Raw genomic sequence first — 15740 nt, 5'->3', positions numbered from 1 at the left:
GTTATCTGGTTAAATAGCTTAAGGATTTCGAATCAGTATATCTCATTTAGCAATAAGCGCTTCGTGCTTGCCCTGTCCAGTTTTCCTGTTTTTGTTTTTGGAATGTTATCGATAATCCTCCATTGTCTAGGCACTTTATACGTTGACAAATGCAAGTTGCAATGTCGTGTCAGTGCCTCTATATCGATCAGGCATTCATTAAAAACTTTCAGAAATGCGATAGGCACTTCGCCTAACAGATCATCGTGTACACCAACAACCATGACCTCCTCCACTTCTTTCAAGCCGTACAAAAATTCCTCGATTTCTTCCGGATAGATATTGATACCGCCGGATATAATGATATTCTTCTTTCGGCCTGTGAGTATAAGACACCCTGATTCATTCCAATATCCCAAATCTCCTGTCTTTAACCAACCCTCAACAATGGTAGCGTTCGTTAACTCCGGGTTTTTGTAATAACCGAGCATCACATTCGGGCCCTTGACCCAAATTTCTCCGATAGCCGCTCCTTCAACCTCATTCTCTTCTTCGTCAACAAGACGAATAGAAACGTCATTTATGGGTGATCCACAGGATAGGCAGTGCTCTCCCCGTTCCATCATGGTCACCCGCGGAGAAGCTTCGGTCAATCCATAGGTTTGAATAATGTCCGCGTGAGGAAATACAGTCTGAAGATGGTCTACTAATTTCGCGGGAATCGCCGCACCGCTAATTACAATAAATTCAATGGAATCAAAGGCACTCCAGTTCTTTGTCTGATGGAAATCGGAAACAAAGTGCATCAATTGCGTAGGCACCGCTGAGAATGCCGTGACCGCCTTATTCTGAAACAGTTTAAACGCGGTGCGCGGCAGAAAGGGCAAGCTGATAAGTTTAATTCGGGTTCCATATAACATACAAGAAATCAATTGCGTGACAATCGTAGAACTGAAATGAACGGGCATCGTTACAAGAAACGAATCTTGTTCTGTATACCCCACCTTTCCGCCATGTGCCAACGCATTCGTTAATACATTCCAATGGGATAACATAACGATTTTAGATTTTCCGGTTGTGCCCGATGTAGGAAGGAGAATCGCACATTGATTGGGATCGGACTGATTGGTTAACGAGATCGATTCGAACGAAGGCATTGGTTCTTGCGATAAATCCTGAGCGGTAACCCAAGGTATGTCGCAATTTAAATGCGCTGGCTGTGCAGATTTGCTGATAACCAATTTGGCGTCACTGGCAATTAAAATATTTTCAATTTCAGTATTGGACGCCGAATAAGGAACCGGTACTAACACATAACCGCAGAATTGAATGCCCAGCGCCGCAAAAATGAACAAGGGCTCATTATTTGTGTATAATGCAAGATGGCTTCCGGACTCAAGCTCAAAATTCTTGTGGATATATAGAGCAATCAAATAAGCTTCTGTCATCACCTCTGCGTAAGTCCATTGCTGCTTTAGATCTTCAAGGATAATATGATCTTGGCGATCAGAGGCCTCCAGAAATAGACGCTGAATGATAGTCATCATAGCGTTTTCACAGTCAAATAATTAAGGATTAATCCAGCCGTGGAGAACTTCTCAAATAACAGATCTTCATCAGGGATCGAGATGTTAAACTTCGATTCCATTAGAACAATAAGCTTGATGAAGCCTACTGAATCGATCCCTTGGTCCAACAAACGGGTATCGTGGCCTTCCGGATACTCGATGTCCAGCTCAGCAAAAATTTCATCTCTCAAGATAGATTCTATTGATTTAGACATCATATTCCCCCGTTAGATAATCTTTAGAAAGGCTGATTAAAGAGGATAGTATACGTGATGAGCAAGTGAAAGTGATTTTGAAGAAGAATAAGTTCATAAATATAGACAAGGTGAATTTGCACTGAAAGAGTTGTTTGCAGAGATGCTGCAATTCATGTTGGAGGTGGAATATGACACGGTGCAGGACATAAAAAGCTTGACGCGAAGAGTACAACGACGGAAATACTTGAGGGTTCCCTCGTCAACATCGCAAAGCCTAAAAAAAAGCATTTTCCCAAGCAATGAAGCGTTGCTGAAAATGCTCTACAAAACTACGATGAATGTCACTCGTAAATGGACAGAGTGTATATAAAACTGGGAGTAAGTCCCCAATCAACTCTCCATTTTCTTCCTCGACGGGATCGAACTATACTGCGTAAAGTTTTTCTTGGTAGCGTTTACACTAGTAGATTTACAGCACCAAGCGCCCGATATATTTAATATAATTACAAATATACCAATTGTCAACAGTTTTGAAAAAGCCCGTTGATGCCCTCTGGAATTCCATTCGTCATCTGGTTGTTTCTCTCATTTGCGATTGTTTCAAAATGTGTATGGTAAAGGGAAAATATAGTTAACGCAGCCATTCCAGTCATAAAGAATACGCCCAATACAATAAACATTGTCAGAATGCTTCATAACCACAATGTCGAAGTGTTTTCGTCTAGGGACTGTTAAGCTTACGAGGAAACAGACGAGCGGAGATATTGATAAGGAGAACGGCTCGACTTCAAACTGGAATCGCTCATGAACACGATACAGAACCACGTGTATCAGCGTCCAAAGCTGAGTTAATGAAGTTTTGCCTCGCTTTGACGTCCAATCGAAATCAGTTATAACTCTAGCACATGGGTAAACACGGTTTCCAGTAACCTCTTTCATCCGTTCGGAAAGAAAGAGGTTACTGGTACGAAAGTCTGGCTGTTGGCCAGCGGCGAGCCACATGAAGATGATATTTTCACGAACCGCCCTACAAGGCTTCTCTACCCACATTTGGCTACAAGCGTGATGATAAGAAGCTTCTACTTGATGAGATCTATGCCCCTATAGTTCAAGAAATTTCACCTCTATCTGTATTAGGATTAGGGTGTGTACAAAATCAGTAATTACTTCATTATTACAGGTACAAAAAAAGACACGGAAGAACAACTCCGTGCCTATATAAAGCAATTATCCCGCTTCACCGAACTTCAAATTGAAGGTCAACAAGTCTTTAAGCAGGCACTTCAAAGACTTATTCAAAAAATTGAAGTTATTAGAGACGGTTCAATCAAAGCCATACATTACATATTTCCCGTCCTCAATCCATAAGGAAGTTGGAACAACGAGAGGCGTAGGAATTAATCCTGCCCCTTCCATTTTAGCATCGCCACCGATTCCACATGCACCGTATGCGGGAACATATCCACCGGCGTTACCTCCACGGTGCGATAGCCGCCATCTTCCAACACACGAAGATCACGTGCCAGCGTACTCGGATTACAACTCACGTAAACCACGCGTTCCGGCTTCATCTCCAGGATCGTTTCCAGCAAACGTGGATCACAGCCCTTCCGCGGCGGATCAACAACGATCACATCTGCTTCGATGCCTTGTTCTTTCCAGCGTGGAATAACGTCCTCTGAGGCACCAACTTCGAACTTCACATTACGCATCTCGTTCAAGAGCGCATTGCTGCGAGCATCCTCAATTGCTTCGGGCACGATCTCAACACCATACACCTGATCCGCATGTTGCGCGAGGAAAAGAGAAATCGTACCGATGCCGCAATAGGCATCAATTACCGTCTCTTTGCCGCTCAGTCCAGCGTACTCTACCGTTTTGCCATACAGTACTTCCGTTTGCACCGGATTCACCTGATAGAACGAACGTGCCGAGATGGCAAACTGCACATCACCGATATAATCATAGATTACATCACGGCCCCACAGGACGCGGGTTTCATCGCCAAAGATGACGTTGGTCTGTTTTTTGTTCACGTTCTGGCAGATGCTCGCCACATGCGGAATGGCTTCACGGATACTGCCAATCCATTCGTCTTTGTACGGAATGTCTCGACCATTCGTAACCAGAACAAGCATCATCTCGCCTGTACGGAACGCTTTCTTGACGACAACGTGACGCAGCAATCCGCGACCTGTCTCTTCGTTATAGGCGCTAATTCCAAAATGACTGCCAATCTCCTTCACCTTCGCGACCACTTCGTCATTGTGTTCATGCTGAATGAGGCAGCTCTCCATATCGATGATCCGGTGACTTCCTTTAGCGTAAAAACCACCTACCAGACCACCCTCGGCAGCTCCAATTGGCACCTGTGCCTTGTTCCGATATCGCCACGGCTCGTCCATACCCATCGTAGGCAGTACGCGAATCGCGTGTTCTGTATCTTCTTCGTTCATGACACCTTCGAGACGAAAACGAATACGATTACTTCCAATCATTTGCGCTTCAGAAGATGCTTGTCCAGGTTCAGTTGTCTGATTCGCATCATCTTCCAACCGTTCCACCAACTTAGCCTCATCAACTGAGGCGTCATCTTGCGCGTTGGATGCCAACGTCTCCGCATCCTCCACCATCACGTTCAACTTGCCAATCCGCTGCAAATTATCGACCACCAACTGGCGTTTCCACGCAAGCTGTCCGGCATAGCTCATATGCTGGATTTGGCAGCCGCCGCACTGATCATAGATCGGGCATGGCGCGGATACTCGATCTGAACTTGCTTTCACGATCTCCAGCAATTTGGCGTAGCCGTACTGCTTCTTGGTTTTCATCACGCGCACACGCACGGTTTCACCTTGAAGCGCACCCTGCACAAAGAGCGTGTATCCATTCGCACGACCTACACCCTCACCGTCATGGTTCATGCCAATGATGTCGATGACGGTCTCTTCATTTTTGGTAACGGGCAGTCCTTCGATTGGTGCAGATTCACGCGCTCTCCCTTTTGGACGAACGGCAGAAAGAGATGCGCCTTGTGGCCGCACCTCTTTTCCCTGCTGACGTGTAGATGGACGAGATGATTGACTTGGCTGACGGGACGCTGAAGCGTTCCCTTGCCCCTGAGAGGCAGCCGAATTCCGGCGGTTTTTTCCACGACCGCTGCGGTTCGTATTAGACAACGTACATTCACTTCTTTCTTCTTATATGGTATCACATCAAAAAATAACGTTCCGAATTTCTAATGAACTTCAGAAACGTTATATCATCCTCGGATGGTGTTTTCCGACCTTTTTCGGTCATTTTCTCCAAACTAACGACACTGAGATTCGTTAGATTCGCAGCTTCGGCAATTTCGCCACATTAAGGTTTTCTGAGTTCGTTAGCCGCCAGTCGGCACTCGACCAAACTGTTACATTCAGCACGATGTACCACATCGCAGTACCATCGAACTAGACCAGCACTCTTAACCTTCACTGTTCATTATTCACCGTTCAATGTTCACGTTCACTCAATCACCACAATATGCCCTGTATCAGCTCAAAGCATGGTGACCACATGAGATTATACGCGATCCCACTGCACACAGCAACTGGAAAATGCACTTCCATCTCGCCTTACGGCAGAGCTGAATCCAACTCTCCTCACCACTTGTGCGATGCTATACAACAACCACTGCGGCATTGACGCTTTCCGCAAGCGACCACATTCTCCGCCAAGTGCCAAGTTTAACGATACAACATCAGATGATGACGCAAATTCGTAAACGTAGCTGGCAGCGTGCCGCCCAACTCTCCATCGAGGTTCAACTGCACATAGCCCGGCGACGTAACTTCCATATGACTCGTCTGGAAATGAACCACTTTCTTGTCGTTCAGATGCTCCCCACGCAGCGCGAGCGTTACGAGGCGAATCATATCAGCCAGATTACATTTGCGGACACCGATCACATCGAACAGACCATCATCAATGGTTGCTCCTGGAGCCAACTTCTCAAAACCCCCGACCGAATTGGTATTGGCGATGAGGAATAACATGAATTCATCATGGATCTCTTCCTGACCGTCGGCACGAATAATCAGCTCCTGTGGAGACAGGCTCGCCATTTTCTCAATACCCTTCATATAATAGGCCAGTTGCCCAATCATCGTTTTCAGACGACTCGGTACTTCATAGGTCAGTTCAGTCAATGATCCGCCACCGGCAATGTTGATAAAATATTTATCATTTGCTTTGCCCAGATCGAGCGGACGAAGTTGCTGGTTAATGACCAGATCCACGTAATCTTCCCACTGTCTCGGAATGCCCAGTGCACGCGCAAAATCATTCGTTGTTCCCAAAGGAAACACACCCAGCGGAGGACGGTTCTCCCGCTCAGCCATACCGTTAATCACTTCATACAACGTGCCATCGCCACCAGCAGCAATAATCATGTCATAACCGCGCTCAATCGCAATTTCAGCTTCCCGGGTTGCGTCACCTTCACCCGTTGTTGCGTGACATGAAGCTTCAATACCACCTTGATCCAAACGCTGCAAAATATCAGCCAGACGTTTCTTCATTTCTTCCCGGCCTGAGGTCGGATTATATATTAAGCGAGCTTTTTTCATCTCATACGCCACCTATTCCACATTATCCATGAGTCTAAACGACCTCATATTCTTACGTTGCATCAGTCCACAAAAGGGCATATTTTTTACACAATAATGAACTTGCGTTAATATTGCTCTAATCTTTCGTCTTACCTATATCTATGCATCAGGAATTCCGTCTCATTCCAAAGCCTTTAACTCCTATCATATCATCAAATGTAAAGATGTCCTAGCCTGTAATCCATAAGTATATTTTTTCATATAGGTACCTACTAATCCATCCATTACCCAATAAACCTCACGCACCGATCCTGAATCTTCTCCACTACCTTTTATGTAAAATAGTCTCATTAATCAACCATTCTGCCCGCTTGAACAGGAATTAGTCTTCGATTTCGATGATCTTCATATGATTATGACATAGATATGCTACAAATTTACAAATCTTAAGATGAAAAGATAAATAACATAAACCTTTTTCCAATATAGTTTTAGTGCACCCTCAACTTAGCACCACATCATACCCTTGAAGGAGAAGTGTAAATGAAAAAAATCGTGTTAATGCTCCTGGTCTTTCTTATGGCATGTATTCCTTGGGTCACCGTTGTTGAAGCAGCAGAAATTAATCATGATCAGGTTGTCGGATTTCAGGAAATCTCCCCAGTCACCGTAATGCAACAAGCAGCCAAGCGTTTTCAGCCATTTCTAAAAGTCTATCATGGTTGTGTACCTTTTCCCGCAGTGGATCAACAGGGCAATACCAGCGCTGGCTTGAATACATCCGGGTCATCGAATGGGAACTGTAGCTCAAACACAGGGCAGATCTACTCCCGCTCCGCATGGCACAATGGGGTGTGGGCTATCATGTATTCGTGGTATTTCCCCAAAGACTCCCCTTCCTCTGGACTCGGCCATCGTCATGATTGGGAAGGAATCGTCGTGTGGGTCGATAATCCGGCAGCTCCCAATTCCAAAATCCTCTCTATCGCATATTCCGGTCACGGCCAGTTTACAAAAGTTACACCGAGCAATAACAATACACAAGGTAACCATCCGTTGATTTCCTATAATAGTACCTGGCCGCTGAACCATGAGCTCGGCGTTACTAATGCTGTTGGCGGAACTCAGCCTTTAATCGGATGGGACGATCTGACTTCTGCGGCACGAAATGCACTCAACACGACAAACTTCGGTAGCGCCAACGTGCCTTTCAACGATAACAATTTCACCAACAATCTGAACAAAGCCTGGTTTAGATAAAAAAAGAAAATCCCCTTCGTGTGAACAATTCACTTGAGGGGGATTTCATTATAATGCGATCGTATCCCGATCGCCATATAGGTCCAGCTAAAAGCTTGCCGCAAGAAAGCTCCTCGGAACATGACTCGTCTTTATCCTTACTCGAAGAATAAGTTATTCTGTCATCGTATCGCTCATCAGCCAACCTCAAAATCCGATTTTTCTGCCTGCACGCAGCTGTTTGTACCAGAAATAAACGGTACAGCCTACACAATAACCCAGCAGTGCCGCGCTTGCAGCTGCGAGAAGCATGACGGAGAATGCATAACCTGCAGCTACCCAGCCAAGCGAGAACGAGATGAGTGCCAGAGACAGGAAGAGCACAGCCAGAATATTGTTGAATCGCTGCAGCTCCACCGCCTGCGTCTCTGTACCTTTACCAGTCAACACAGCTTTCCCAATCTGCACAAACAGATTAAGCTTGCCACTGGAAGCCAGACCAACCACCTGAATGCTCCAGAGCGCTCCCAGAACTACAATTGGATTGAACACAAACGAGAGTAAAACAAACAATACAATACCGACCTGATTTGCTTTCACATAACGCATGGGCACTTCCCGCATCTGTATATCTCCTTATCCCCATTTTATTAGTTGGTTTTATTGTAGTCGGTATTGGGTTAATGAGCAACACTTCATTTAAGGATAGTAAAATCTCTTTTCAGCACGTCCCAATGGGGAGTCGGGATGCCTGTTGTCTTTTTCCAATCGGTAAATGCATTATTTAACGCCTCAATCTCTCCAAAAGAACCCGCAACCAGCTTATGAACCGGAAGCATGCTATAGATCTTCAACAGAAGGTACAACATCCGTTGATGCTTGCGGATCATTTTAGCCTGAATCTCCGGTATAATCGTTATGCCCATAGCCTCAAGTACGCTAAAGCCTTCATCCATCGCCCCAATCATATGTTGGATTTGCTTTCTATTCCCGTCCAACTTGATCAACTCACGCTCCTCATTAAAACTCACCGCATTAAGCATCAGAATGGGGATGATATGGCTTTTCAGCCAGGCATCAATATCGCTCAGAACATTTAACTTGTATTTCACATGTTGGAAAGCTTGGTCCAGCAAAGGTTTAAAGCCTATCTCTCCGTCCAGACTGCCGATTACCATTTGTCCGCTGCCTCCACCGACCGATAACATGCGGTCCTTTTCCCGCTTCCCTGCACTCACATGAAATCCAAACGCGACCTGTTTTGCTACCCTGCTGTTTTCCTCCAAAAAGTTTTGCATGCTTCGTGCATCTGCGTTGTTTCCCACAATCACAATATTGCTGCTCTGATTGTCTGCCAGAATAGGTAACACTGAAGGAAAATCGTTATACTTCATGACAACAAAAATCAGATCATATTGGTCATCCACTTCCAACGTTCTGGCTACCCGAACCTGATCAACTGTCGTTTTGAATTGAAAAAAATGCCGGATGACGAGTCCATCCTTCTCCAGCTCCTCTGCCCGCTTCCCTCTGGCCAGAATGGTGACTTCATTGCCGCCGCGCACCAGAACATGCGCCAGTTGACTGCCCAAAACCCCCGCACCATACACTAATATCTTCATTGGTTATCCCTCAATTTCATAGTTTATAAATAATCGTTGTTTTATCAACATTTGTTGATAAAATAAGAGTAACAAAGCACCTACTGTGCTTCAATCGTTAAAATATCCGTTTTTGTTGAATAATCAACGAATGATTCCTTATTGTTGAAAACCATCATAGGAGGGGCCATGGACAGACGAGTACTCAAGACACGAAAGGCAATAATTGAAGCTTTTGTGGGGTTACTGGAGGAACAGGATTTTGAGCAAATTACGATAAACGATATTGCTGATCGGGCTAATGTAAACCGAGGAACCATCTATTTGCATTACGCTGACAAGTTCGACCTGTTGGATCAATGCATTGAGACCTATTTGCAGCGGTTGTTGGATGCCTGTATGATCGAAAGCTCTACTACAACACCCGTTACGGCCAAGGATGCGCTGCTCAGAACTTTCCGTTATCTGGAACAGCATGCCTCTACCTATACTACACTTCTAACCAAAAAAGGTATTCCGGCATTCCGTAGTAAGTTGATGACATTGTTGGTCCAGGGAGTACAGGATCAAATGGATGCTTGTGGAATCCAGGAAGGTATGAAAAAAGAGATTACCATACAGTTTCTTGCTTCCGCTGCAGTCGGTATCCTGGAGTGGTGGATTATGAATTCCATGCCTTATCCGGCCGAGGAGATCGTTGACCAATTAATAAGTTTACTGGAGCTACATCTGCAATTGCACGCACCCATTAATGGATAGCCCAATCTCTTTCAAGTGATCTACAACAAACAAAAACCACGTCCTTCGACGTGGTTTGATTGTTTATGAAGCTATGGAGTTCAAATCAATTGATGCGACATCACTGCGAGCGATGTGATCACACACCTAGGCCAAAGCGATCACTTCAAGAAGAAGCTTTAACTTCATTACATCTCTCCAGCAAAATCTGGATCTGGCGCTCCAGCCACTGCCCAAGCAATGGATGTGGCAACAGTGTCTCACCGCTGTACACATAGTTCAGTTCTTGCAACCGACCCGGGATAACGTTCCTCGTGAAATAACCGGCACTCAAAAACAGCGGCGCCACAATGACTCGGTTCCCCCGCTCTTCGCTCCAATACTTCACTTTGTCGTACACACTCTCCGGATTCAGCAATGCATAATCCGTATGGGCTACATCACTAACTTCCTGCACACGCTCTGCAAGGGAAGAAATTCCGGCTTCCCAACGCTCGCGAAAACCATCATGAATACTCCCATGGCCAACCAGCAGAATCGTTTCTTCCTCCGGTTGCTGCGACAGTACTCGGACTTTGTCCCACACCATCACGGCAATATTCGGATCGTTATCCACCGGATAACCGAAGTGAACCCGAGCCTTCACATCGAACGGTTCCAGATCCGTTTCGCGATCAGGTGTTTCCTTTGCACCAATGGCATATTCAATTTCATCCACATGTGTACTGCCGGACGAAACAAATAGAGGTACGACCAGAATATCGGTTACGCCTTGTGCTTCCAGTCGGTCGATACCGTCCTGGATCAGGCGTCCTTCCACAAGTTCAAGAAAACCGGCTTCAACCGGTAATGGAACAGGCAGATTCAACCGGGAGATCGCGTCATCGACGGATTCCACCCAGGTCTGCTCCTGTGAACCGTGACTGATGATGAGTACACCCGGCTTCTTCATGTTAGCGTCCCAGGCGTTCCAGCGTCATTTTATAACCATCATTACCGTAATTCAGGCAGCGTTTCACACGTGAAATTGTAGCTGTACTCGCACCTGTCTCTGCTTCAATCTGGTTATACGTATTGCCTTTACCCAACATACGAGCCACTTCCAGCCGCTGGGACATGGATTGGATCTCGTTAACTGTGCAGAGGTCATCAAAGAAAACATAACACTCTTCAATATCTTTTAGCGTCAAAATAGCCTCGAATAGTTGTTCAATGCTTTTATCATTTAGCTTTTTCAGCTGCATTTCATCATCATCCCCTAGCGGTTACTGTGTACCTACATTGTACTCACCCTGAGTTGGTATTTCAAGCGTTACCGATTTCACGCACTACAGAATAAAAATACATGTTACCGCTTACAAAAGGTACTATTGTCCTCCCCTCGCGTACATCGGGCGAAATTTCCGCGCTTTTTCCCAGTTTTCACCTGTATATATCCGATTACTTATGTAGGATTTCAATCCTTCTAAATGTGACAATTTTGTGTCTAAACTGCATTTTACTCTTCGTGAACCTGCCATCTTACATGCGCCCAAATCCGCAAATATCCCGTTTTCCGGGATACCCGCCTACGCCGTCTCTCCGCGAATGACATACAGTATAACAAAAGGGAGTTCCACAAGGGTCTATGATGTACATCTGTCATGCAACTCATGGAACGCAATTCCGAAATCCAACATAGAAGGAACGTGATCGTTCATGCCACAGCATTATTATCACCGCCAGCCAGCACCAGGGCAGCGTCCGTCTTCTCATGCTCATCGGCAGGCACATACTTCTGCCTATATGCCGCCCGGTGTGGTTCCGCGGTCTTTGAATGAAACCCAGATCCAACCGATGTATCCTGGAGTAGAGCCCCATTACCCGAGCTTCGGTGAAGTCGAAGCTTCTGCAGTCGTACCCTATGGGCAAGGTGTGGCTGGCGGGAACTTTTATGGAGGTGCAGCTCAGGTTCTTCCCCCAGCTCCGGTACCGGCGCCTGCTACTGGCAGTTCCGGCTTTTCATTAGCCAACATCGGTGAGTTAAAAGGAATGATCGACCGCTTCGGCGGCATTGATGGAATCATGACTGGAATAGGCAAAATGCAAAAGGTCGTTGGTGGTATCCAGCAGATGGCTCCGATGATGAAGCTTGTTATGGGCATTCTGCCTTTTGGAAAAGGAAAAACGGATAGCAGCGCGGCCGATGCAGACTATGAAGAATATAAGCCGTCCCGCAAACGCAAAAACAAACGTCGGAACAAAGCAACGAATGTTCCACGTCGCCGTAATACGACTCCAACCCGTCGCAAATCCAATTCCACGAAGCGCCGTCCCAAAAGTCGCAAAGGTTAAGAAAATTCAGGCACCCCCATACAGAAGGTGGGTGCCTTAACACCGTTCATCCGTATAGAAATAAATTTCAGGAACTCACGTTCTTATTTCTGTAATTTGAGGTATACTGGATAGTAACTAAAGGAGGCGGACCATGGAACTTATCAAAGACAAATACACTCCCGCATTAATCGATCGGACCGGCGAACATTTGCGTCAATTCTACCCGAAGCTGGATACACAGCAATTTCATGAATTGGTTTTCGCTGAAGGCTGGGAACAGTTGGAATTCAAAGCGCGCATTCGCAGAATCACATTGGCTTTGACCCAGGTACTGCCGGATAATTATGAGGAAGCATTACATATTTTCAAACAAGCCGCCCCGACGATGAGAGGCGTTGAATATCTATTTGTACCGGATTTTATCGAAGTGAACGGACTTGACCCAGAAGATTACGAGTTATCCATGAAGTATCTGACCCTCTTCACACCTTATTCTAGTTCGGAGTTCGCGGTACGCCCGTTTATTGAACATTATCCAATCCAAACGATGAAACATATGATGGCGTGGGCAGAGAGCAACAACGAGCATATCCGCAGACTTGCCAGTGAGGGCAGCCGGCCACGTTTGCCATGGGGTGCGAAACTCCAGAACTTTATCACTGATCCAACACCTGTACTTCCGATTCTGCATGCATTGAAACAGGACGAGTCCCTCTATGTTCGCAAAAGTGTCGCCAATCATCTGAATGACATCTCCAAGGACCACCCTGAACTGGTTATGGATCTGGCCACGACCTGGTACGGACAACATGTACACACAGACTGGATTGTCCGGCATGCCAGCAGGTCATTACTGAAGAAAGGACATAGCACAGCACTAAGTCTTTTTGGTTATAACGAGCAGGATTCGATTCACATTGAGCAGCTTCAGCTTGTCCAGGATACGATTAGCATTGGCGAGGATCTTCATTTTTCGTTTGATGTCGTTAATGAGAGCGGCGAGTCCCAGATGCTGCGAATTGAATATGAGATGGGTTATATGAAGGCAAACGGCAAGCAGGCCCCCAAACGGTTCAAATGCTCCGATAAAATGTACCCGACAGGCAGAACCAAGGTAGCCACCAAACAATCCTTCAAAGTCATCACAACGAGAAAATATTATGCCGGTCTGCATACGCTTACCATTCTTGTGAATGGCAAAGAAGCAGCTACAACTTCTTTTGTTCTTGAAATGGAGTAAAAGGAAGTCATCATAAGTTATACACAGTTTGTTGAAGCAGAATAGTTATTCACATGTGGATACATTTTTTCAAAACTTCTAATAGAAGAATCAGAAAGGCCACCTGGCAAACATCATCTCCCGACATTTATTACTGCCCGAGATCATGGCCCAGTGGCCTTCTTCATATGTAGTTCAAACTGCAATTCCCCTTACCCACCCTCACCGCTATCCAAAGACCTGCATATGGTCGTAACAATTAGAAAGATACACGATACATCCATGCTGCGCATTCTTGTAACAATATTGGGCTAAATGATGATATGGGTTAGACATGGCCCAGCGTCTACCAGGTTTCCAACTTCCCGTTGGTGGGTTATGCTCGCTTCATTTGGATAGGGTTACCGACGCAGTTTTATTCCTCGATTAAGTCTATGGTCCAGTTCTTCTCCTGAATTTTAAAATCCAGTTCCCGGTAGGATTTCGAAAGGCTATCCACTTTATGTTGAATATCTGCTATGTTCACGGTTCGCTCATACTTCACTTCAGAACGACTGTACCGATCCTGGCGAATGGACGCATTCTGCAAAACTTCGTTAAACGATGCTCTTTCTTGCATGATTCCATCCCGCTCTGCAAGGGCATCAGCAAGCGTAACTCCAGCTGTGAAGTCAGTCTGTGCATTGGTCTTATTAATTTTCTTAACCAATACCGTCAGGCTCCGGATCGTATTCTCCAGGTCAATCATAAGCAACTGTGGGTCCTCTGCTGGCTGTTCACCTTCCTGAACTTTAACTACGCGTTCCAGACGTTGCTTGAGCTGAGCTATCTTCTTCTGCTCATCTGCACGCAGTACAAGAGCCTCTGCCAATCTCATCGTATCCCATCCTTCCACAATGATATGTATGGATAATTCATCCAGAATCTATTCACATATCGTTATATTTTACCTGTGGATACACGTTATTACAAGTTTATGTTACTAACATCTGATTACACTGGTTCTCACTTAAACCAGCCCCGTTTTACAAACCAGGCCACCATGCTTCCGCCAAGCACAAACATCAACAGCAGCACCGCACCATACCCAAACTTCCATTGAAGCTCAGGCATATAGGCAAAGTTCATGCCATAAATACCCGCGATCAGTGTGAGCGGCATAAATACAGTCGTAATCACCGTGAGTGTCTTCATGATCTGATTCATCCGGTTGGAGTTCAGGGAAATATAACTATCGCGCAGGTCAGCGGTCATCTCCCGATCGGCTTCAATCATATCCGTCAGCTTCAATAAATGGTCATAGATATCGGTAAAATAAGCCGTATGTTCGCCTGTTCGCTGTACGTGCTGGGAATTGACCACCCGATAGAGCAGATCCCGCATCGGTACTACCGTTCGTCTGAGCTTCAGCAATCGAGTCCGCAGATCAAACACCTGGTTCATCAAGTCTTCAACTGACTCCTGTCCACCCCGGTTCTCCAGTTCAGCCAGTTCATCCTCAATCGCAAATAGAGACGGAAAATAATGATCGACCAGCTTGTCCATCACCGTATAGGCTGCTGCCACCGGACCTCGCGCCCAGATGGTTCGTTCATGTGCATGGTGCAACAAGCGCTCCCACGCTTCATCCACTTCCTCCAATACACCATGATGAAAAGACACTAGGAAGTTTGATCCGAGAAACAAGTCAACCTCCTCGGCTTCCAGTGTGGACGGGTTCAGTGCATGCAGCACAAGAAACTGCAGATTATCATAATAATCGAGCTTTGGCCGCTGCAACACATGCAGACAGTCCTCAATAGCTAAAGGGTGAAAATGAAAATATGTATCCAGCAAACGGCTTTCCTCTTCCGTTGGCTGGTTAAAATCGGCCCATACCCAGGCGTAATCGTTCAGATCCAGCTGTGTAAGTGGTACGTTAACGGAGACTTGATGTTCTCGTGTAATGGCGAGTGTACGAATCATAAATTAGACCACGTCCTTGTCCTGTATCTTTACGTCATTGTACAACTTTAACCATAGGTACGTCTCCCACGTGTCCAAAATATCCACAGACGCATTCAAACTCGACAACAAAAAAAGCCAACCCTGTTGGCTTCTCTCATTTCCCTATCCACAGTTCCCTGTATCCACAGGAATATCTTCTTTTGGTTTATCATTCCACGGATGGCTATCCACATATCCAGCCTGTCCACACGTTCATGCACAGGCGTCTCTTGATTTTGGTTGTATAATTGTCCACATATCCCGATATTCACACAGTTATGAACAGATGGTCTGGTAACCCCGAATTC

Annotated in this window: 14 protein-coding genes; 4 read left to right on the top strand and 10 right to left on the bottom strand. The window is 45.7% G+C overall.

What is annotated here, in order from left to right:
• Positions 1-32 precede the first annotated feature (32 nt).
• The 4 genes from CXK86_RS24430 to CXK86_RS24405 form a co-directional block, all read right to left on the bottom strand.
• Complete coding sequence (locus CXK86_RS24430) at positions 33-1526, bottom strand: class I adenylate-forming enzyme family protein (RefSeq protein ID WP_083684999.1); 1494 nt, start codon at positions 1524-1526, stop codon at positions 33-35.
• Positions 1523-1762: a phosphopantetheine-binding protein gene (locus CXK86_RS24425; protein ID WP_017690656.1), complete on the bottom strand. Its 240-nt coding sequence runs from the start codon at positions 1760-1762 to the stop codon at positions 1523-1525. The genes CXK86_RS24430 and CXK86_RS24425 overlap by 4 nt, the downstream gene beginning before the upstream one ends.
• A 1379-nt stretch (positions 1763-3141) precedes the next feature.
• The gene (gene rlmD, locus CXK86_RS24410) at positions 3142-4923 is read right to left on the bottom strand and encodes a 23S rRNA (uracil(1939)-C(5))-methyltransferase RlmD (RefSeq protein WP_076253819.1); all 1782 of its coding nucleotides are present in this window, start codon (positions 4921-4923) and stop codon (positions 3142-3144) included.
• A gap of 546 nt (positions 4924-5469) precedes the next feature.
• Complete coding sequence (locus CXK86_RS24405; protein ID WP_076253820.1) at positions 5470-6351, bottom strand: diacylglycerol kinase; 882 nt, start codon at positions 6349-6351, stop codon at positions 5470-5472.
• Positions 6352-6876: 525 nt separating this feature from the next.
• Here CXK86_RS24405 and CXK86_RS24400 point away from each other — a divergent pair.
• Complete coding sequence (locus tag CXK86_RS24400; protein WP_076253821.1) at positions 6877-7593, top strand: NPP1 family protein; 717 nt, start codon at positions 6877-6879, stop codon at positions 7591-7593.
• A gap of 186 nt (positions 7594-7779) precedes the next feature.
• Here the strand turns inward: CXK86_RS24400 and CXK86_RS24395 are convergent, their stop codons facing one another.
• The gene (locus CXK86_RS24395) at positions 7780-8196 is read right to left on the bottom strand and encodes a DUF4395 domain-containing protein (RefSeq protein ID WP_076253822.1); all 417 of its coding nucleotides are present in this window, start codon (positions 8194-8196) and stop codon (positions 7780-7782) included.
• Between the two features lie 71 nt (positions 8197-8267).
• Positions 8268-9194 (bottom strand): ketopantoate reductase family protein, encoded by a 927-nt coding sequence (locus tag CXK86_RS24390; protein ID WP_076253823.1) that lies wholly within the window; start codon positions 9192-9194, stop codon positions 8268-8270.
• A gap of 168 nt (positions 9195-9362) precedes the next feature.
• Between CXK86_RS24390 and CXK86_RS24385 the strand changes: the two genes are divergently transcribed.
• Positions 9363-9932 carry a TetR/AcrR family transcriptional regulator gene (locus CXK86_RS24385; RefSeq protein ID WP_076253824.1) on the top strand — a complete coding sequence of 190 codons (570 nt, stop codon included), beginning with the start codon at positions 9363-9365 and terminating at the stop codon, positions 9930-9932.
• 145 nt (positions 9933-10077) lie between these two features.
• Here the strand turns inward: CXK86_RS24385 and CXK86_RS24380 are convergent, their stop codons facing one another.
• On the bottom strand, positions 10078-10863 hold the full coding sequence (locus CXK86_RS24380; protein WP_101314745.1) for a sirohydrochlorin chelatase: 786 nt from the start codon (positions 10861-10863) through the stop codon (positions 10078-10080).
• A 1-nt stretch (position 10864) separates the two neighbouring features.
• Positions 10865-11155: a YerC/YecD family TrpR-related protein gene (locus CXK86_RS24375; protein ID WP_017690665.1), complete on the bottom strand. Its 291-nt coding sequence runs from the start codon at positions 11153-11155 to the stop codon at positions 10865-10867.
• A gap of 454 nt (positions 11156-11609) precedes the next feature.
• Between CXK86_RS24375 and CXK86_RS24370 the strand changes: the two genes are divergently transcribed.
• Both CXK86_RS24370 and CXK86_RS24365 read left to right on the top strand, forming a co-directional pair.
• The gene (locus CXK86_RS24370; RefSeq protein WP_101314744.1) at positions 11610-12245 is read left to right on the top strand and encodes a hypothetical protein; all 636 of its coding nucleotides are present in this window, start codon (positions 11610-11612) and stop codon (positions 12243-12245) included.
• Between the two features lie 133 nt (positions 12246-12378).
• Positions 12379-13467 carry a DNA alkylation repair protein gene (locus tag CXK86_RS24365; RefSeq protein ID WP_101314743.1) on the top strand — a complete coding sequence of 363 codons (1089 nt, stop codon included), beginning with the start codon at positions 12379-12381 and terminating at the stop codon, positions 13465-13467.
• A 394-nt stretch (positions 13468-13861) separates the two neighbouring features.
• Here the strand turns inward: CXK86_RS24365 and CXK86_RS24360 are convergent, their stop codons facing one another.
• Together CXK86_RS24360 and corA are read right to left on the bottom strand one after the other, a co-directional pair.
• Complete coding sequence (locus tag CXK86_RS24360) at positions 13862-14323, bottom strand: DIP1984 family protein (RefSeq protein WP_036606052.1); 462 nt, start codon at positions 14321-14323, stop codon at positions 13862-13864.
• Between the two features lie 128 nt (positions 14324-14451).
• Entirely contained in the window at positions 14452-15411 is a 960-nt protein-coding gene (gene corA, locus CXK86_RS24355) for a magnesium/cobalt transporter CorA (RefSeq protein WP_036668386.1), read from the bottom strand.
• Between the last annotated feature and the right edge of the window lie 329 nt (positions 15412-15740).

Source organism: Paenibacillus sp. BGI2013 (genome assembly GCF_002843485.1).
Taxonomy (GTDB): domain Bacteria; phylum Bacillota; class Bacilli; order Paenibacillales; family Paenibacillaceae; genus Paenibacillus; species Paenibacillus amylolyticus.
Note: the sequence above shows the minus strand (reverse complement) of the source record. Positions and strands in the feature narration are given on the sequence as shown.

Bases quoted from the DNA above. Each gene is read 5' to 3' on its own strand.
- CXK86_RS24405 (WP_076253820.1), bottom strand. From the start codon at position 6,351: ATGAAAAAAGCTCGCTTAATATATAATCCGACCTCAGGCCGGGAAGAA.
- CXK86_RS24380 (WP_101314745.1), bottom strand. From the start codon at position 10,863: ATGAAGAAGCCGGGTGTACTCATCATCAGTCACGGTTCACAGGAGCAG.
- CXK86_RS24400 (WP_076253821.1), top strand. From the start codon at position 6,877: ATGAAAAAAATCGTGTTAATGCTCCTGGTCTTTCTTATGGCATGTATT.
- CXK86_RS24395 (WP_076253822.1), bottom strand. From the start codon at position 8,196: ATGCGGGAAGTGCCCATGCGTTATGTGAAAGCAAATCAGGTCGGTATT.
- CXK86_RS24390 (WP_076253823.1), bottom strand. From the start codon at position 9,194: ATGAAGATATTAGTGTATGGTGCGGGGGTTTTGGGCAGTCAACTGGCG.
- CXK86_RS24375 (WP_017690665.1), bottom strand. From the start codon at position 11,155: ATGCAGCTGAAAAAGCTAAATGATAAAAGCATTGAACAACTATTCGAG.
- CXK86_RS24365 (WP_101314743.1), top strand. From the start codon at position 12,379: ATGGAACTTATCAAAGACAAATACACTCCCGCATTAATCGATCGGACC.
- corA (WP_036668386.1), bottom strand. From the start codon at position 15,411: ATGATTCGTACACTCGCCATTACACGAGAACATCAAGTCTCCGTTAAC.
- CXK86_RS24360 (WP_036606052.1), bottom strand. From the start codon at position 14,323: ATGAGATTGGCAGAGGCTCTTGTACTGCGTGCAGATGAGCAGAAGAAG.
- CXK86_RS24385 (WP_076253824.1), top strand. From the start codon at position 9,363: ATGGACAGACGAGTACTCAAGACACGAAAGGCAATAATTGAAGCTTTT.
- CXK86_RS24425 (WP_017690656.1), bottom strand. From the start codon at position 1,762: ATGTCTAAATCAATAGAATCTATCTTGAGAGATGAAATTTTTGCTGAG.
- CXK86_RS24430 (WP_083684999.1), bottom strand. From the start codon at position 1,526: ATGATGACTATCATTCAGCGTCTATTTCTGGAGGCCTCTGATCGCCAA.
- CXK86_RS24370 (WP_101314744.1), top strand. From the start codon at position 11,610: ATGCCACAGCATTATTATCACCGCCAGCCAGCACCAGGGCAGCGTCCG.